Origin of the sequence: Mesorhizobium sp. M0771 (assembly GCF_040320155.1) — a bacterium.
Lineage (GTDB): Bacteria > Pseudomonadota > Alphaproteobacteria > Rhizobiales > Rhizobiaceae > Mesorhizobium.
In genome coordinates, this window is sequence record NZ_JAMYPC010000015.1 from 1 (window position 1) to 17,117 (window position 17,117).

Sequence of the window (17,117 nt, forward strand, 5' to 3'; positions counted from 1 at the left end):
GGTGTGGGTGGGTTTGGTTGGTAGCGATGCTCGACGGAGTGGGGGTCGACGGAGTGGATGTCGACCCTTGGGGCGCAAGGCGAGGTGATGTTTGCCCCTATTGCCCTTCCTATGTCCGTTCGCGGCGGTTGCCAGGTGGTTGGCCCCCCACCCGAAGCGGGGACCCGCCCCCCACCCCCCCCCCCCCGGGGGGGCGGCTTGTTGGGGGGCGCGCCCGCCGGGCCCCCCCCCCGGGCGCAGGGAGATACGCCCTATTTCTTGATCACGGCGTTGGCCTTGGCAGCCGCTTCCTTCAAGCCTGCCTCGGGGTCGCCGCCGAGATAGATCTTCTGCATGGCATCCGAGGTGATCTGGGCGACTTCTTCCCAGCCGGGGATGACCGGTGCAAAGCGGGCGTCGGGCAGCAGCGCGGTGAACGCTGCCAGATCGGCATTGTTGACGTAATAGTCCATCTTGGCCTCATCCTTGTTCACCGGCAGGAAGCCTTCCCCTTGCGTGAACTTGGCGCGCTGTTCGGTGGTGAACAGGAAGTCGAGCAGCTTCCAGGCCTCATCCTTGTTCTTGGAATTCTTGAACATGATGATGGAATCGGTGACGCCGTACGTGCCGCGCGCGCCGGTCGGTCCGGCGGGGATAGCAGCCACGCCATATTTCAGGTTCGGCGCCTCGTCCTTGATCTGGTTGGACAGGAAGGGCGCGGTGATCATCATGCCGACCTTGCCCTGCTTGAACAGGTTCTGGACGTCCTCGCGGTTGTTGGAGGTGACGCCGGGTTCCGTCAGGCCTTCGTCGATCATCGACTTGTAAAGCTTGGCGGCTTCGAGCGCGCCCGGCGTGCCGAGGCCCGACGTGCCGTCCTTGTTGAGGATCTCGGTGCCTTGCGACCACATCGCATAATAGTAATAGACGTCGGTCTCGATCTCCTTGCCCTGCAGGCCGAAGCCGAACGTGCCGGTGCCCAGCGCCTTGATCTTGCGCGCATCCTCCTGCAACTCGGTCCAGGTTGCCGGCGGGTTGGCGATTCCGGCCTTCTCGAACAATTCCTTGTTGTAGTACATGGCGCGCGCCGAGGCCGCGATCGGCAGGCCATAGGTCTTGCCCTCCATGATCGACGGCGACAGGAAGGTGTCGATGAAGCGGTCTTTGAAGTCTGGCTTGATGTAGGCGTCGAGCGGCTCGGCGACATCCTGCTGGACGAAATCGATCAGCCAGCGGGTGCCGATGATCGACAGGTCGGCATTGGTGCCGGCCGTGATGTCGGTGGTCAGCTTCTGCAGCAGCACGTCCCACGGCACAACTTCGAACTTGACGGTGATACCCGGGTTGGCTGCCTCGAATTCCTTTTTCACCGCTTCGAAATACGGGCCGGTCTTGGCGCTGTATTCGGCGACGGTTACGCGCACCTCGCCGGCATCTGCCTGCGCGGCCAGGGCGAGCAGGCTCATTCCGGCCATCAGGCCGACAGTCCATTTTGCAAGCTTCATTCGATCTCTCCCATTTGATTGCGCCTGCGCTCTTGCGGCTTCCAGCGGCCAAGGCTTTATGTGACTTTCCTACATTATCCGTGATTTCACGCTGTGCAAGCGGATTATCCTGTTGCTTAATTACATTTGTTAAAATAGCGTTTCCGACTATCGTAGATCCCAGGGAGGCGCGCAGGGTGGTTTCAACGGCCGAATTCGCGGGCAAGACCGTGCTGGTGACCGGCGCCGGCGGCGGGCTCGGCTCGGCTATTGTGGCGCTGCTGGCCGAACGAGGCGCGCGGGTCGTCGGCTGCGACCAGTCGCAAGATGCGTTGCGCAGCCCACACCTGGCGTCGCGTCACGCCTTCGACCTCCTCGACCGGGCTTCCATCGAGGCGGCGATACCAGCGATCCTTGAGAAAGATGGCGTTCCCGACATGCTGATCAACAATGCCGGCTGGACGCGCGCAGAGACGCTTGCCGCATTGACACCTGATAAGATTGAGCACGAGCTCGACCTCAATCTGACCGGGGTGATGCTGTTCGCCGATCCACTGATCAAGGCAATGGCCGCGCGCGGTTCGGGCAGCGTCGTCTTCATCTCTTCCGTCAACGCCATCGCCCACTTCGGCAACCCGGCCTATGCCGCAGCCAAAGCCGGCATCAATGCCTATGCCAAAGCGATCGCTGTGGAACTCGGCCGCAACGGGCTGCGCGCCAATGTCGTCTGCCCCGGCTCGATCCGCACCGCCGCATGGGACCATCGGCTGGCCAAGAACCCGGATGTTCTCGGCAAGCTCAAGCGGCTCTATCCGCTCGGCCGCATCGTCGACGCCACGGAAGTGGCCGAAGCGGTGGCCTTCCTTGTTTCGGATCGCGCATCGGGGATAACCGGCGCGGTGGTGCCGGTCGACGCCGGACTGACCGCCGGCTTCCTGCCCTTCATCGACGACATATTGGGAGCCTGACAATGACCGATGTCGAGTTCCGCGACCTGTCGAAATCCTTCGGACGCCACAAGATCCTTGAAAACATCAGCCTCGACATCAAAAGCGGCGAGTTCGTCGTGCTGGTCGGCCCGTCCGGCTGCGGCAAGTCGACCTTGCTGCGCATGCTGGCCGGGCTGGAGCCGATCACCTCAGGCGACCTCTTGATCGGCGGCGTGCGCGCCAACGATCTGCCGCCGCAGCAGCGCAACATTGCAATGGTGTTCCAGTCCTATGCGCTGTTCCCGCACCTGAAAGCGGCCGACAATATCGGCTTTGGCCCAAAGATTCGCGGCGAAAGCCGCACGGCAATCGACGCCAAGGTGAAAAAGGCCTCTGGCGTCCTCAACCTGTTCTCCTATCTCGACCGCTATCCCCGGGAGTTGTCGGGCGGCCAGCGCCAGCGCGTCGCAATGGGCCGCGCCATCGTGCGCGAACCCTCGGTGTTCCTGTTCGACGAGCCGCTCAGCAATCTCGACGCGCAATTGCGCGTGCAGATGCGCACCGAGATCAAGGCGCTGCACCAGCGGCTGAAATCGACCATCGTCTATGTCACCCACGACCAGATCGAGGCCATGACCATGGCCGACCGCATCGTGGTGATGGACCGCGGCAAGATCCAGCAGGTCGGCCCACCGCTGGAGCTCTACGACCGTCCCGCCAACAAATTCGTCGCCTCCTTCATCGGCTCGCCGTCGATGAGTTTTGTCTCCGGCGCCCTGAAGACGACGCCCGAGAAAAGCTGGTTCGAATCGGCCGGCGGAGGGCGACTGGCGCTCGGCAGCAAGACGGTGCCGGCTGGCAGCACGGTCGAGGCCGGCATACGGCCCGAACACTTCGTCATCGGCGAGGCTGTCGACGCGATGGCGATCAAGGTCGATGTCGTCGAGCCGACCGGCTCGGAAACCCATGTCTATGGCGCGATCGGCGCCGACACGGTGCGCGCCGTGTTCCGCGATCGGATACAGGTCAAGCCGGGTGAAATGCTGCCGGTCTCGGTCGCGCCTGCAAACATCCATCTGTTCGACACGGCGACAGGCCTGCCGCTATGAGAGCGCCGGCATGAAAACGAAAACACCACGATGAAGACGACAACCCAGAAATGAAAACGCCGGCCGACATCATCACGCGCCTGCAGCTGATGTCGCAGGACGGCACCAAATCGGACCGCCGCCTGGCCGGCCTCGTGCTGACCGATCTCGACTTCGCCTCCAAGGCGGCAATCTCGGAAATTGCCGCGCGCGTCGGCGTCAGCGAGCCGACGGTCACCCGTTTCTGCCGCAATCTCGGCTGCGAGGGTCTGCGCGATTTCAAATTCTACCTGGCGCAGGCGATCGCCATTGGCGGCCAGTATCTGTCGCCCGAACCGCTGAACCGCGACGCGCGCGAGCAGCGCATTGCGTCGGCCATCACCGAAGCGGCAATCGCCGCCATCCAGCGCGCCAGCGAAAACCTCGACATGAAGACGCTGGTGGGCGTGGCCGCGCGCATCGTCAGTTCGGGCAATGTGCTGTGCATCGGCTCCGGCGGCATTTCCTCGATGATGGCGACCGAGATGCAGAACCGGCTGTTTCGGCTCGGCGTGCCGGTGCTGGCGCAGATCGACGGGCAATTGCAGCGCATGTATGCCGCGGTCGCCACATCGGAGACGACGCTGATCGCGTTCTCGGTGTCCGGCTATGCGCGCTCGGTGATCGACGCCGTTCAGGTGGCCCAGCAATATGGCGCCACCACCATCGCCGTAACCCCGCCGGAATCAGCGCTCGCCAAGGCCGCCGATACCGTCATCCAGTTCCAGTCGCTGGAAGACGGCAACATCTACAAGCCGACCTCGTCGCGCTATGCGCTGCTGTCGATCGTCGACATGATCGTCACCTCCGTGGCCGAAACGCGCGGACCCAGGGTTCTCGAAAACCTGCGCCGCATCAAGCAGAGCGTGAACACGCTGAAGGTCGACGATCCGAAGCTGCCGCTGGGGGATTGAGGATTATCCGGCGGCCAGTGCCTCGATGCTCTTCACCAGCGTCGATGGTTCGCCAACCACACGCACCGTCTTCAGCCGCGCCGTGCCGCCTGCAATGACCGACACGACCGATGCCGGAACGCCCAGCGCCTTGGCCACCAGCCGTTCCAGCGCCGCATTGGCCGCGCCATTCTCCGGCACGGCGCGCACGCGCGCCTTCAAATGGCTGCGCCCGTCGGCCGATTTTTCGGCGCCTCCGAGCCTGTCCACGGAAGACTTCGGCGTCAGCCGGATAAACAGGTCGATGCCGTCGGCGCGCAAGTGGAATGGCGCGTTCATGCCATCGTCGGGTTCACAGGACCAGCGGCGCTATCGTGGTGAGAATGAGCTGCCTGAGGAAGAACAGGAGCAGAAGCAGGATGATCGGCGAGATGTCGACGCCGCCAAGGTCGGGCATGAACCGACGGATCGGCCGCAGCGCCGGCTCGGTCAGCCGGTAGAGCATGTTGCCGATGCTGCCGACGAACTGATTGCGCGAGTTGACGACGTTGAACGCATAGAGCCAGGAAAAGATCGCCGAGGCGATGATGACCCACCAGTACAGGTCCAGCGCCATGACGATTGTTTGAATGAGGGCGAGCATGCCGGTCTCCGATTGTTGCCGACATGTAGCCATTGCGCGCGAAACCGGCAAGGGCCGGTCGCCTACAAGCTCCGGGCACAAGGGACTTCGGCAAAACCCCGCCTTGACAGGAAACCGCAGCCTTCGATAAATGCGCCATCCGCTGGACGGGGCTGTAGCTCAGCTGGGAGAGCGCGTCGTTCGCAATGACGAGGTCAGGAGTTCGATCCTCCTCAGCTCCACCAGCGGAATTTCCATTTCCTTGCTCGTCCCGAAAAATATCTGGACTCTGTGCCTGCTGGAGCAACTTGGGAAAGCGCGTGGCCCTTTCGCTTTGGGAATCGCATCAGAGGCCGAGCCTGGGGGCGAGATAAGGCGCGAGCGCAAGCGAATAGGTGGCCGTCAAATGACCGGTGTCGCGCCAGACGATCATATTGCCGACGACCGCCGGGCATAGTTCCGGTCCGCACAAAGCGTCAGTCATATCGACGACGCGCACGTTTTTCTGACCCTCCGCGGCAAGCGCCAACAGTTTGTTGAGCTCGGCGTCGCTTCTTTTGGTGAAGCATTTTGCGGGCGTGGCGCTCAGGCAATCGCCGGGTTCGAATCGCATCAAGGGCGTGTTGCGGATGACGATGATCTGCGAACCTGCCTCGGTCAGTTCGCTCCAGACATTGCGCAGCCCCTCGATCATCAGGTCATCCGGAACCGATCCGGCGTTGGACTGGCTGGTGATGACGGCGAGCGGCCTGAGCTTTAAAATCTCAGCCAGCACTTTCTCCCTCCACTCGTAGCAAGATGGATACGGCTTGCCGTCCGACTTGGTGGGCGCACGCGCGAATGCGCAGGCGGATTTCGAGAAAGAAACCAGCTTGTATTTGCGGTCCCTGGCGATCTTGTTCAAGGCTGGACCCCATTGGGCAGCGTGGGAATCGCCAACGAGGACGATGGTTTTCGGGCCGGCGGGGTCGCCCAGCACGCATCCCACCGGTTTTGCGCCTTTGAGGTTCTGCTGACATCCCGCCGAGAACAACCTCGACACATCCCGCCTTAGCCTGGCCAGCGGCGGCAGGAGGTCCACATCGTCCGGAACCGCGGCGCCGGTCAGCAAGGCGGCAGGCCCGGGATAGGCCGGCGTGCCGATCAGCGTAATGTCGGTGCGTTGCGTCGTCACGAAATGCAGCAGCCCCTCCGATGCCGCCACGCATGCCAGGACAGCGATGGTGCCGTACCCCAGCGGCTTCCACCAGGCACCCCGGGATTGCCGGCAGGGTTGTTCGACATAGCGATAAGACAGGTCCGACAGGACCACGGTCACCGCAATCAGGCCGGCACCGCTGGCAAAGGTCAGCGGAAAGCCCTGTCCTAGGAAGAATGTGATCAACGGCCAATGCCAGAGATAGATCGAATAGGACCTATCGCCGATGAACCGAAGCGGCCACAAATCGAGCCCACGAAACCGACCGGCTTGGACTTCGCCAGCCAGGATGATGAGCACGGTGGCCAGGGTTGGCAGCAACGCACTGAGGCCAGGGAACGGTGTCGCCGCTGAAAACAGAAGAGCGGAGGCAAGGATGCCGGCGGTGCCGGCAAGCGCCATCACCCGGCTTGCACCCGCGCCCAGGCGGAACCGGTGCTCGCCAAGCACCAGCAGGCCGCCCAACGCCAATTCCCACAGGCGTGTATGACTGACGAAATAGGCCTGTGCCGGATCTGTTTTCGTCAGGATGACCGAGGCGGCCAGCGATGCCAGGAAAACGAGCGACAATGTCGTCGCCAGGCATCGTCGCAAGGAGAGATGCCATCGCCGCGCCAGCCAGATCACGCCGATCATGAGCACCGGCCAGACGATGTAGAACTGCTCTTCTATGGAAAGCGACCAGTAATGCTGCACCGGCGTCGGCAGATTGTCGGCGTCGAGATAGCTGACTGCCTCGTGGGCCAGACGCCAGTTCTCGACATAGAGCGCGCTGGCCAGGATCTGGTTGGCCGTTTCCTCCCAGCGCGCCTTGGAAATGAACAGCAGCGTACCGAGCAGCGTCACCAATAGCACCAGGATCGCTGCTGGCAGGAGCCGGCGGATTCGTCGCGAATAGAATTCGATCAGCGAGACGCGACCGTCGCGCAGCGCCATCTGCGCCAGCAGCCCGGTGATCAGATAGCCAGAGATGACGAAAAAGACGTCGACGCCGATATATCCGCCGGGAAGAGCATGGGGCCACAGGTGAAAGACGACCACCAGAGCGACGGCCAGTCCGCGCAACCCTTGTATTTCGGGTCGAAACCGACGGTTCTGATCGATTGTCACCGGGTATCCCCCAACAGTCTCAGCCGGCCTGGATCAACCGGCAGTTCGCGCCACGATCTTCATAAGGGCAGAGTGCCGTGAGGCAAGAGCCGATCGCAGCAGTTCATTCCCTTTCCGTCTCCAGTCCGCTCACCAGCGTGCCGACGAAACCCAGCAGCTCACTTTCGAGGTCGGTGGACGCCAGGCCAATGAAACGGTCTTCGAGCGAGATGGCGACGATCCCATGCACGGCGGAGAACAGCGTGCGCGCGCGGGCCAAAAGCTCCGGCGTTGCCGCCGCCGGGAGCAGCGCCGCCAGCGGCTCGACCAGATGCTGGATCAGCACGGCATGTTCGGCCAGATGCCATTCGGGCACCGCCACGCCTGGCGCCATACGGTGCTCGAACAGCGCCTTCCACGCCATGCGGTTGTCGCGGGCGAAGCCGAGATAGGCCTTGGCCAGCGCCTTCAGCCTTGCCCTTGGCTCGGCGACGCCGGTCGCCTCTTGCTGCAGGGCCGCCCCCAGCCTGGCCAGTGTGATCGAATTGACGTGCAGGATGAGCTCGTCCAGGTCGGCGAAGGCGGTGTAGAGCGCGCCCAGAGCGCAGCCGGCATCGGCCGTGATGTCGCGCGCACGCAGACCGGCGAGCCCCGAGGACTGGATGCGCGCTTGCGCGGCCTCGATCAGCCTGCCTTTGAGGTCCTCGCGTTTGGCGTCCCGTTTTGCGGCCATTAACCTTCTCTTATGCGCAATCATGAACACCGTTCATTTTCTCCTTGAACGCCGTTCGCAATGTGCTACTTTGCCTCATGAACAACGTTCATAGAGGAGAAACGGAAATGTTGAAACAGTTTTTTGCTCTCGTTCGCGGCCGAAGCTACGAAGCCGCCGAGGCGGTCGTCGACCGCAACGCGCTGATAATCCTGCGCCAGCAGATCCGCGATTGCGCCGACGCTATCGCGGCCGCCCGCCGGGCGGTTGCAATTGCCATCGCCCAGAACGAACAGGAACTCGCGCAGTTCAAGAAGCTTGTCCTCCGCATCGACGATTTGGAGAAGCGCACGATCGCCGCGATCGAGCAGGGACAGAATGAACTGGCCCGCGAAGCCGCCGAAACCATCGCCATGCTGGAAGCCGAACGCGACGCCTCCGCCGAGGCGCAGAAAAGCTTCGGCACCGAGATCGAGCGGCTCAAGCGGATTATCCGCGTCTCCGAAATGCGCCTGCGCGAATTGCAGCGCGGCCAGCGCATCGTTGCCGCGGTCGACTCGACCCAGCGCCTGCGAGAAAGCGCGCCCGGCTCCAGCCTGTCGGCGCTCAGGGACGCCGAGGAGACGCTGCTGCGCCTGCGCACCAGGCAAAAGCAGATCGACGCCACCGCGGCCGCCATGGCCGAGATGGAACAGTCGGGCGATCCTGCCGCGGTCTCAGAGAAGCTTGCGGCCGCCGGCTGCGGCGCGCCGCTGAGAAGCAGCGCCGACGCCGTGCTCGAACGGCTCACGAAGACCATGACCAAGCCGGCCTGATCGTACCCGGCCTGATTGTTATCCAGTCTGATTGTATCCGGCCTGATTGTATCCAGCCTGAAACAGACCCACGCCCAACCAACCTAACCTTGAAACGAAAGGACCATATCGATGACCCCGAACACCTATTCCCCCAAGGACTCAAGCGCCTGGAAGACCTTCACCATGGCCAGTTTCGCCGTTGCCGCCACGATGATGGCCGGCGGCATCTACTTCATGGAGGCGAGCTTCGCCGCCAAGGGGTTTTATGCGATGGCCGCCATCATGCTCGTGCACACCTCGATCACCATCACCAAGACGCTGCGCGACTCGGAAGAGGCAAGCCGCTTCATCAACCGGCTGGAAGACGCCAAGACCGAGAAGTTGCTGATGGAAGTCAGCCGCAGTAACGAAGTGTAACCGGGTTCCCGCTAAACAAGGCTCAACGCGCAAGACCGCTGATCAATCCAGCCAGGATTTTAATCGGTCATGCCCAATGGAAGTCGCCGCTATGGAAATCGCCCCGATCAACCGACCGACAGCTCATCTGATGACGTCCAGGCGCTTTGCGCCCTTGTTCTGGACGCAGTTCCTGTCCGCCTTCAACGATAATTTCCTCAAGAACACGCTGGTGTTCCTTATTCTGTTCACGCTGGCGGCGGACCAGGCGGCATCACTGGTCACCTTGGCGGGCGCCGTCTTCATGGCCCCCTTCCTGCTCCTGTCGGCGCTCGGCGGCGAGCTCGCCGACCGCTTCGACAAGGCTCTCATAGCCAAGCGTCTGAAATTCGCCGAGATCGCCGCGGCGGGTGTCTCCGTCGTCGGCATCGCCCTGTCGTCCATTCCCGTGCTGATGACGGCGCTGTTGATGTTCGGCATCATCTCGGCGCTGTTCGGACCGATCAAATACGGAATCCTGCCCGATCACCTCGAACGCAAGGAACTGCCCAAGGCCAACGCCTGGATCGAGTCAGCCACGTTTGCCGCGATTCTCGGCGGCACCATAGCCGGCGGCGTCGTTTCCGCCGATGGCATCGGCGTCGCGGTGTTCGGACCGATCATGATGGCGCTCGCCGTCGGTTGCTGGCTCGTCAGCCGCTACATCCCGTCCACCGGTTCGGCGGCGCCCGACCTCGTCATCGACAAGAACATCTTCCGCTCGACCTGGCGCCAGGTCGCCGAATTGCGCACCGACACGCGCATCTGGCGCGCCGGCCTGATGACGTCGTGGTTCTGGCTGATCGGCGCCATCGTGCTCTCGCTCCTGCCGGTCCTGATCAAGGATTCGCTCGGCGGCAACGAAATGGCCGTCACCGTCTACCTCGCCGTGTTCGCCGTCTCGATCGCCATCGGTTCGGCCATCGCCGCCTGGATGTCGCAGGGCCGCATCGTGCTGTTGCCGGCACCGGTCGGCACGGCGCTGCTCGCCCTGTTCGGCCTGCATCTCGCCTGGACCATCTCCGGCATGACGCCGTCGCCCCAGGCGGAAACCCTTGGCGCATTCTTCGCCGGCCCAAACACGATCCGCGTCGCCATCGACCTCGCCGGCATGGCCATTGCAGCCGCTTTCCTGGTGGTGCCGACCTTCGCCGCCGTGCAGGCCTGGTCGCCCGAAGCGCGGCGCGCCCGGGTCGTCGCCGCCGTCAGTATCGTCAATGCCGGCTTCATGACTGGCGGCGGCATCATCATGGCCCTGATCCAGACGAAGGTCTCGACCGGCGGCATCCTGTTCGGCCTCGTCGCGGCCAATGCGATTGCCGCCTGGCTGATGCTGAAATATTTGCCGACGAACCCCTTCCGTGACTTCGTCTCCATCCTGTTCCGCGCTTTCCTGCGCCTCGAAGTCGAGGGCATGGAAAACCTCAAGGCGGCCGGCAAGGCGCCGATCCTGGCGCTCAACCATGTCAGCTTCCTCGACGGTCCGCTCGCCTTGACGCTGACCGATGAGGAACCGGTCTTCGCCATCGACTACACCATTGCCCAGGCTTGGTGGATGAAGCCGTTCATGAAACTTGCCCGCGCTTTGCCGCTCAACCCGGCCAAGCCGATGTCGACCCGCACGCTGATCAAGATCGTGCAGGGCGGCGACCCGCTGGTGATCTTCCCGGAGGGACGCATCACCGTGACCGGCGGCCTGATGAAGGTCTATGACGGCGCCGCCATGGTTGCCGACAAGACCGGCTCGATGGTTGTGCCGGTGCGCATCGACGGGCTGGAGAAGACCTACTTCTCGCGGCTGAGCTCGCAGCATGTGCGCCGCCGCCTGTTCCCGAAGGTCAAGGTGACTATTCTGGAACCGGTCAAGCTCGAGGTGCCGCAGGAGCTGAAGGGCCGCAAGCGCCGCGCCGCGGCGGGTTCCGCGCTCTACCAGGTGATGTCGGATCTCGTTTTCCGCACCCAGGACATAGACAAGACCGTACTGGAAAAGATCATCGAGACGGCGAACGAACGCGGCATGAAACAGCTCGCAGTTCAGGATCCGGTCACCGGTTCTCTCAGCTACAGCAAGCTGCTCACGGCTGCCGCCGTGCTTGGTGAGAAGTTCCAGAACCTTTATGCCGACCAGCAGACGCTGGGCATCATGCTGCCCAACGCCAACGGCTCTTGCGCGACACTGCTCGGCGTCATGTCCGCCGGCAAGGTTCCGGCGATGATGAACTTCACCGCAGGTGCTGCCAATATTCTGTCCGCCTGCAAGGCCGCCGAAGTCCGCACCGTGCTTACCTCCCGCGCGTTCGTCGAACAGGCAAAGCTCGGCGCTGTAGTCGAGGAACTCGGTCGCTCGGTCGACATCGTGTGGCTCGACGATCTCAGAAAGACCATCAGTCTCAAGGATAAGCTGCTCGGCTTGCTGCGCAAGTCGACGCCGCGCGCGAAACGCAAGCCCGGCGATGCGGCGGTGATCTTGTTCACCTCGGGTTCGGAAGGCACGCCGAAGGGCGTCGTTCTGACCCACCGCAACATCCTGGCCAACGCCGCCCAGGCGGCGTCGCGTATCGACTTCCATTCGGGCGACAAGGTGTTCAACGTGCTGCCGATCTTCCACTCCTTCGGCATGACCGCGGGCACGGTGCTGCCGTTGATCTCCGGCGTGCCGGTCTATTTCTACCCCTCGCCGCTGCACTACCGCCTCGTGCCGGAACTGATCTACGGCTCGAACGCGACGATCATCTTCGGCACCGACACCTTCCTCTCCGGCTATGCCCGCACCGCGCACCCCTACGACTTCCGCTCGATACGCTACTGTTTTGCCGGCGCGGAGCCGGTCAAGACAGCGACGCGCATGACCTATATGGAGAAGTTCGGCCTACGCATCCTCGAGGGCTACGGCGTCACCGAGACGGCGCCGGTAATCTCCATCAACACGCCGATGTACAATCGCTCAGGAACCGTCGGCAAGATCATGCCCGGCATGGAATACCGCCTCGATCCGGTCCCCGGCGTCGACGAAGGCGGCCGGCTGTTCGTGCGCGGTCCCAATGTCATGGCCGGTTATCTCCGGGCCGAGAAGCCCGGCGTGCTCGAACCGCTCGAGGACGGCTGGCATGACACGGGCGACGTCGTCGCTATCGACGAGGGTGGCTTCATCACCATTCGCGGCCGCGCCAAGCGCTTCGCCAAGATCGGCGGCGAGATGATCTCGCTGGCTGCTGTCGAAGCGCTGGCCGGCGAATTGTGGAAGGGCTCGCTGTCGGCGGTCGCTACGGTGCCCGACGCCCGCAAGGGCGAAAAGCTGATCCTCATCACCGAGGCATCCGGCGCCACACGAGCGGAATTCCTCGCCTACGCCAAGGCCAACGGCGCCATGGACCTGATGGTCCCGGCCGAAGTGCGGGTGGTCTCAAAGGTACCGGTCCTTGGCTCCGGCAAGCTCGACTTCGCCGCCGTGACAAAAATGGTGCGCGACGAAGAAGCCTCGAAGACCAAGGCCGCCTGACCCGGCTACGGCAACGGGCCGACGCAAGAGCCGGCCCGTTCAGTATGATCAACCCTTCGCCTGCCGCTGCGAAATCAGCATCGCCATGCGCTGGACGGCGCGCAGCTCCATTTCGAGGCCTGGCGATGAGGCAAGCGTCGGCATGTTGAGCGCCACCACGGTCAGCGGATCGAGCGTCGCCAGCAGCACATGGGTCGCCTCATATTTCTCGAACAGCCATGCCAACTGCTCGCGTATGTTCTCGTCCACGGGTGAATCCGGCTGGACATCGGCGAGCGAGCGCACGGGCTCCTGCTCCAGTGCCCGGGCCAGCACCTTGAGGTCGAAATCACCGAGGTCGGCTGCCGGCAGGATCAGCGCGCCGTCGACAAGGATATGGCTCTGCAGGCCGCGCAGGAAGCGCGCCGAATCGGTGAGATCACCCTCGGCCATATGCTTCAGCAACGAGTCGCGGCGCTTCTCCGCGGTGAGGCTGACGCTGTCATTGTAGATGACTGCCAGCAGCGTCGCCGACAGCACGATCACCACGCCCTGCACACTGCCGCGCCAGCCGAGATCGTCGATGCCGCCCAGCGCCAGCCCGGCGAAAACCGAGCTCAGCGTAATCACGGTAAAGGCGCCGATCGTGTCGCGATGGCCAAGGCTCGCGCGTCCAAGGCCGATCGTCAGCCAACACAGGAACAGGATGGCGATGCCGCCAAGCCGAACCGGCACTTCGAACAGGCCGGGCCGGTAGTCGGTGACCATGAACGGAATGATCAACAGCAGCGACAGCGCCATGCGCTCGACCGTGCGGTTTTCGGCCGCCGACAGGCTGTCGCGATCGCGCGTCATCACCAGCCAGCCGATGGCGAGAAAACCTCCGAACTGGAAGGCAAGTAGTACCGCCATCCGCCATGGCTCGGCAAAGCGTTCCGGGATCGGCGCCAGCAGTAGAAACAGCAGGGCGCCGCCGGCGGCAAAGAACTTTAGCGCAAACGGCGCATGCCGGCGCAACAGCCCCTCGGTCAGCAGCAGTGCGGCCAGCGGCAGCAGACCCGCCGCCGTGATGGTGACGAACCGGAAAAAGGCAAGACCCGTGGTCCAGTCGAGGATGCGGCAGGCAAGCAGCACTGCCAGCACCTTGAGGCCGAATAGAAAGCGCCGCGACAGCGGATCGCCCGTGTCGCGCCCGCCTATGATCGATATCACGACAAGCAGGCCAACCAGCGCCGCTAGCGAGGTGATGGTGTCGGCGACGAGCGTGCCGTCGAGGTTCATCATCGGCCGGCTGCCATCAGCTTGCGGATAAACCGAGACGCCACGAATGAAGCCATCAGCGTGTCCATGGTCTCAGCACATTCCATTGGCGGGTGCTATCGGCCCAGTGAACCACCGGCAGCACCAGCCGCTGCAGCGTGGCGGCCGCGCCGGCCACGGCAAGTGCTGCAAGCGAGCGGCGCGGAACCGTGTCGGCGAGAAAGGTGCGCGCCGACTGGAAGCTCATCTGGCCGATCTGCAGCACATCGTCGCCGCGCCCGTAGTCGAGTTCCTTGCGGCAGAACTCGTTAAAGGTCTCCTCGCGGTGCTTGGCCGTCTCGTCGAAGGTTTTCTTCAGATCGTCCGAGCCGCCCGTATAGGCATTGGTGATGACGAAACGCTCTTCGTCGAAACCCGCTTCGGGGCCGACGCCGAAGACATGGCGGTGCCGCGCCATGATCTGCCGCGCCAGAAGCACATGGGTCAGCGAGCGCCGCGCGCCGGCATGCGGTCCGGGAAACACATTGCTGAACGCCTCCGCGACCATGCCGACGACGGCCGGCACCTGGCTGACGTTGGAGATCCAGATCGGCCTGAACTGGTTGCGCAAAAACATCAGGAAGCAGGTCAGGCCGTAGAGGATCCAGCTGAGACCGCGGCTGCGCTCGTCCGGATCGATCATGACCAGACCGAGGTGCAAGACTTCATAGGGCTTGCCGGCCAGCGAAATCTCCATCAGCGCCAGCGCGTTGAAGGCGATCGGCCGCCCGTCGCTGCGGCGATAGACGATGGTGATGATGGAATGTTCCAGCCGGCTGCGGTCACCGGAAAACACACCGTAGGTCAGGCTGCCGACTTTCAGCGTCTTCGACGCCACCAGCCGCAGATCGCTGCTCAACTGCTCCAGCTCGGCCGCCTTCATCCAGCGCCCGGGCCGCTCCACGACACGCGTCTCGTAGTCGGCGGATACGCGCATGCGCACATCCATGAACCGACCCGGCAGCAGCTGCAGAACCGCGTTGAGCACTATTTTTCCCCGTGGCAAGAACTCCGACCGTATAGTGGCCGCCGTCCACCTAAGACGCGGTAAACCCGAGACGGCAGTTCTTGGTTGTACTCAACAAAGTAAAAGAACAGCTGCCAGCCAGTGCGGGCTCAGCTTTCCGCAGCAACCAGATGGCCGCCGCCGACATCGTTCAGCGCCAGCTTCAGCGGCGCCTCCCCGATCCTGCGGGTGGCGCTCGGGATTTCCTGGTCGAGGCGCGCGAAGCGCGTTCTGCGCTGCGCCGGATCGGGCACCGGCACGGCGTCGATCAGCCGCCTGGTGTAGGGATGGCGCGGGTTGGAAAACACCTGGTCGCGCGTGCCCATCTCGACGATCTGGCCGAGATACATGACGGCAACGCGGTCGGAAATGTTCTCGACCACCGCCATGTCGTGCGAGATGAAGAGATAGGCGACGCCGAATTCGCGCTGCAATTCCTTCAGCAAATCGAGCACACGCGCCTGCACCGAGACGTCGAGCGCGGAGACGCTTTCGTCAGCGATGATCAGTTTTGGTCGTAGCGCCAGCGCTCGGGCGATGCAGACGCGCTGGCGCTGGCCACCGGAGAATTCGTGCGGGTAAAGCTCCATCTGGTCGGCCGACAGGCCGACACGCTCGAACAGCGCCCCCACTCGTTCGCGGCGCTCGTCCTTGGAGGCGATGCCATGAATCACCAGCGGCTCGGCGACGAGCTCGCCGACGCGCATGCGCGGATCGAGCGAAGCGAAGGGATCCTGGAAAATCATCTGGACGTCACGGCACACCGCCTTGCGCTCGTCGCGGCCAAGACCGGAGAGATTGCGCCCGCCAATGACGATGTCGCCGCTATACGGCGCCAGTCCGGCCAGCGCCTTGGCGGTCGTCGACTTGCCGCAGCCGGATTCGCCGACCAGAGCAAGCGTTTCGTTGGGCGCGATCGAGAAGCTGACGCCCTCGACGGCGTGGACGCGGCGGGTGACCTGGCCAAAGATGCCGCCACGCAGATCGAAGCGGACATGCAGGTCGTTGATCTCGGCGACATTGGCCGGTTTCAAGACGTCAATCGCATCCCTGGATTTCTGTCGACCGACGCCACTGCCGATGCGCGGCACGGCAGCCAGCAGTTCGCGCGTATAGTCGGCCTGCGGCTGGACAAAAATATCCGATGTCGTGCCTTCTTCGACCATGCGGCCGTCGCGCATGACGATGACCCGGTCGGCCATTTCGGCAACCACGCCCATATCGTGGGTGATCAGGATGACGCTGGTGCCATGCTGGCGCTGCAGGTCGCGCAACAGCTCCAGCACTTCGCCTTGCACGGTGACGTCGAGCGCCGTCGTCGGTTCGTCGGCGATCAGCACGTCGGGCTCGAGCGCCAGCGCCATGGCGATCATCACCCGCTGGCGCATGCCGCCGGAGAGTTCGTGCGGAAACTGCTTTAACCGGCTTTCCGCCTCCGAAATGCGCACCGCCTTCAACGCCTCGATGGCGCGCCGGCGGGCTTGCGCCGACGACAGGCTGGTATGCGCCTCGATTGATTCGGTGAGTTGCCGGCCGATCGACAGAACCGGGTTGAGCGAGGTCATCGGCTCCTGGAAGATCATGGCGATGCGGTCGCCGCGAATGCGCCGCATCTGGCGTTCGTCGAGGGTTGCTAGGTCGGTGTCGCCCCGATTCCCATCCCGAAGACGGATCATGCCTGACGATATGCGCGCCGCCGGCTGCGGCAAAAGCTGCATGATCGCCAGCGCGGTCATCGACTTGCCGGAGCCGGATTCGCCGGCAATGCAGAGCGTCTCGCCGCGCGCCAGCGTCAGCGACAGGTTGGAGACGACATCGCGCTCGCCGTCCTCGCCGCGCACGCTGACGGAGAGGTTGGCGATGGAGAGGATGGGGTTGTCGGCGAGGGTCATTGTGGGTGGAGCCCTGCGACGGATTGGTTCCGTCGCACCATTCGCACAAACCTTGGCGCTGACCCCCACCCGGACCTCCGGTCCGACCTCCCCACAAGGGGGAGGTAGGGTGGCAGCGCTTTACCCTCCCCCTTGTGGGGAGGGTCGCTGCGAAGCAGCGGGGTGGGGGTGCGGCGC

14 protein-coding genes and 1 tRNA gene are annotated in these 17,117 nt (G+C 63.6%); 7 read left to right on the forward strand and 8 right to left on the reverse strand.

The genetic code is table 11. The annotated features are described in order from the left end of the window. Nucleotides 1-251: 251 nt before the first annotated feature. The gene (locus NKI05_RS21355) at nucleotides 252-1,484 is read right to left on the reverse strand and encodes an ABC transporter substrate-binding protein (RefSeq protein WP_023815299.1); all 1,233 of its coding nucleotides are present in this window, start codon (nucleotides 1,482-1,484) and stop codon (nucleotides 252-254) included. Nucleotides 1,485-1,660: 176 nt separating this feature from the next. Here NKI05_RS21355 and NKI05_RS21360 point away from each other — a divergent pair, with 176 nt between their 5' ends. Genes NKI05_RS21360 through NKI05_RS21370 form a run of 3 tightly spaced genes read left to right on the forward strand, consistent with a single transcriptional unit; the run spans nucleotide 1,661 to nucleotide 4,433 of the window. After that, entirely contained in the window at nucleotides 1,661-2,431 is a 771-nt protein-coding gene (locus tag NKI05_RS21360; RefSeq protein WP_023704977.1) for an SDR family NAD(P)-dependent oxidoreductase, read from the forward strand. A 2-nt stretch (nucleotides 2,432-2,433) separates the two neighbouring features. Beyond that, the gene (locus NKI05_RS21365) at nucleotides 2,434-3,501 is read left to right on the forward strand and encodes an ABC transporter ATP-binding protein (protein WP_023815300.1); all 1,068 of its coding nucleotides are present in this window, start codon (nucleotides 2,434-2,436) and stop codon (nucleotides 3,499-3,501) included. Nucleotides 3,502-3,551: 50 nt separating this feature from the next. Further along, nucleotides 3,552-4,433, forward strand: coding sequence for a MurR/RpiR family transcriptional regulator (locus NKI05_RS21370; protein WP_023681445.1), 882 nt, complete (start codon nucleotides 3,552-3,554; stop codon nucleotides 4,431-4,433). A 3-nt stretch (nucleotides 4,434-4,436) separates the two neighbouring features. On the opposite strand, the gene NKI05_RS21375 is transcribed toward NKI05_RS21370, so the two are convergent. Both NKI05_RS21375 and NKI05_RS21380 read right to left on the reverse strand, forming a co-directional pair. Beyond that, nucleotides 4,437-4,751 (reverse strand): DUF167 family protein, encoded by a 315-nt coding sequence (locus NKI05_RS21375; RefSeq protein ID WP_023730192.1) that lies wholly within the window; start codon nucleotides 4,749-4,751, stop codon nucleotides 4,437-4,439. A 13-nt stretch (nucleotides 4,752-4,764) separates the two neighbouring features. Further along, entirely contained in the window at nucleotides 4,765-5,055 is a 291-nt protein-coding gene (locus NKI05_RS21380; protein WP_023668602.1) for a YggT family protein, read from the reverse strand. Nucleotides 5,056-5,203: 148 nt separating this feature from the next. On the opposite strand from NKI05_RS21380, the gene NKI05_RS21385 reads away from it, so the two are divergent. Then, nucleotides 5,204-5,279 (forward strand) — tRNA-Ala (locus NKI05_RS21385). 101 nt (nucleotides 5,280-5,380) lie between these two features. Here the strand turns inward: NKI05_RS21385 and NKI05_RS21390 are convergent. Beyond that, on the reverse strand, nucleotides 5,381-7,342 hold the full coding sequence (locus NKI05_RS21390) for an acyltransferase family protein (protein WP_081727335.1): 1,962 nt from the start codon (nucleotides 7,340-7,342) through the stop codon (nucleotides 5,381-5,383). 103 nt (nucleotides 7,343-7,445) lie between these two features. After that, nucleotides 7,446-8,054 carry a TetR/AcrR family transcriptional regulator gene (locus NKI05_RS21395; RefSeq protein WP_023815302.1) on the reverse strand — a complete coding sequence of 203 codons (609 nt, stop codon included), beginning with the start codon at nucleotides 8,052-8,054 and terminating at the stop codon, nucleotides 7,446-7,448. 107 nt (nucleotides 8,055-8,161) lie between these two features. Between NKI05_RS21395 and NKI05_RS21400 the strand changes: the two genes are divergently transcribed. From NKI05_RS21400 to NKI05_RS21410, 3 genes are all read left to right on the forward strand, one after another. Further along, nucleotides 8,162-8,848, forward strand: coding sequence for a PspA/IM30 family protein (locus tag NKI05_RS21400; RefSeq protein WP_023715889.1), 687 nt, complete (start codon nucleotides 8,162-8,164; stop codon nucleotides 8,846-8,848). 111 nt (nucleotides 8,849-8,959) lie between these two features. Beyond that, nucleotides 8,960-9,247 carry a YiaA/YiaB family inner membrane protein gene (locus NKI05_RS21405; RefSeq protein WP_023668598.1) on the forward strand — a complete coding sequence of 96 codons (288 nt, stop codon included), beginning with the start codon at nucleotides 8,960-8,962 and terminating at the stop codon, nucleotides 9,245-9,247. Nucleotides 9,248-9,338: 91 nt separating this feature from the next. Then, nucleotides 9,339-12,764, forward strand: a complete 3,426-nt coding sequence (locus tag NKI05_RS21410) for an acyl-[ACP]--phospholipid O-acyltransferase (RefSeq protein WP_023815303.1) — start codon at nucleotides 9,339-9,341, stop codon at nucleotides 12,762-12,764. Between the two features lie 48 nt (nucleotides 12,765-12,812). On the opposite strand, the gene NKI05_RS21415 is transcribed toward NKI05_RS21410, so the two are convergent. The 3 genes from NKI05_RS21415 to NKI05_RS21425 form a co-directional block, all read right to left on the reverse strand. Next, the gene (locus NKI05_RS21415) at nucleotides 12,813-14,027 is read right to left on the reverse strand and encodes a hypothetical protein (RefSeq protein ID WP_023815304.1); all 1,215 of its coding nucleotides are present in this window, start codon (nucleotides 14,025-14,027) and stop codon (nucleotides 12,813-12,815) included. A 52-nt stretch (nucleotides 14,028-14,079) separates the two neighbouring features. Next, the gene (locus NKI05_RS21420) at nucleotides 14,080-15,030 is read right to left on the reverse strand and encodes a hypothetical protein (protein WP_352793105.1); all 951 of its coding nucleotides are present in this window, start codon (nucleotides 15,028-15,030) and stop codon (nucleotides 14,080-14,082) included. A gap of 128 nt (nucleotides 15,031-15,158) precedes the next feature. Then, on the reverse strand, nucleotides 15,159-16,940 hold the full coding sequence (locus NKI05_RS21425; protein ID WP_023704986.1) for an ABC transporter ATP-binding protein: 1,782 nt from the start codon (nucleotides 16,938-16,940) through the stop codon (nucleotides 15,159-15,161). Nucleotides 16,941-17,117 lie beyond the last annotated feature (177 nt).

Excerpts from the sequence above, each read along its gene's own strand:
- NKI05_RS21395 (WP_023815302.1), bottom strand. The coding sequence starts at position 8,054 with ATGGCCGCAAAACGGGACGCCAAACGCGAGGACCTCAAAGGCAGGCTG.
- NKI05_RS21405 (WP_023668598.1), top strand. The coding sequence starts at position 8,960 with ATGACCCCGAACACCTATTCCCCCAAGGACTCAAGCGCCTGGAAGACC.
- NKI05_RS21375 (WP_023730192.1), bottom strand. The coding sequence starts at position 4,751 with ATGAACGCGCCATTCCACTTGCGCGCCGACGGCATCGACCTGTTTATC.
- NKI05_RS21365 (WP_023815300.1), top strand. The coding sequence starts at position 2,434 with ATGACCGATGTCGAGTTCCGCGACCTGTCGAAATCCTTCGGACGCCAC.
- NKI05_RS21425 (WP_023704986.1), bottom strand. The coding sequence starts at position 16,940 with ATGACCCTCGCCGACAACCCCATCCTCTCCATCGCCAACCTCTCCGTC.
- NKI05_RS21400 (WP_023715889.1), top strand. The coding sequence starts at position 8,162 with ATGTTGAAACAGTTTTTTGCTCTCGTTCGCGGCCGAAGCTACGAAGCC.
- NKI05_RS21415 (WP_023815304.1), bottom strand. The coding sequence starts at position 14,027 with ATGATGAACCTCGACGGCACGCTCGTCGCCGACACCATCACCTCGCTA.
- NKI05_RS21380 (WP_023668602.1), bottom strand. The coding sequence starts at position 5,055 with ATGCTCGCCCTCATTCAAACAATCGTCATGGCGCTGGACCTGTACTGG.
- NKI05_RS21355 (WP_023815299.1), bottom strand. The coding sequence starts at position 1,484 with ATGAAGCTTGCAAAATGGACTGTCGGCCTGATGGCCGGAATGAGCCTG.
- NKI05_RS21410 (WP_023815303.1), top strand. The coding sequence starts at position 9,339 with ATGGAAATCGCCCCGATCAACCGACCGACAGCTCATCTGATGACGTCC.
- NKI05_RS21370 (WP_023681445.1), top strand. The coding sequence starts at position 3,552 with ATGAAAACGCCGGCCGACATCATCACGCGCCTGCAGCTGATGTCGCAG.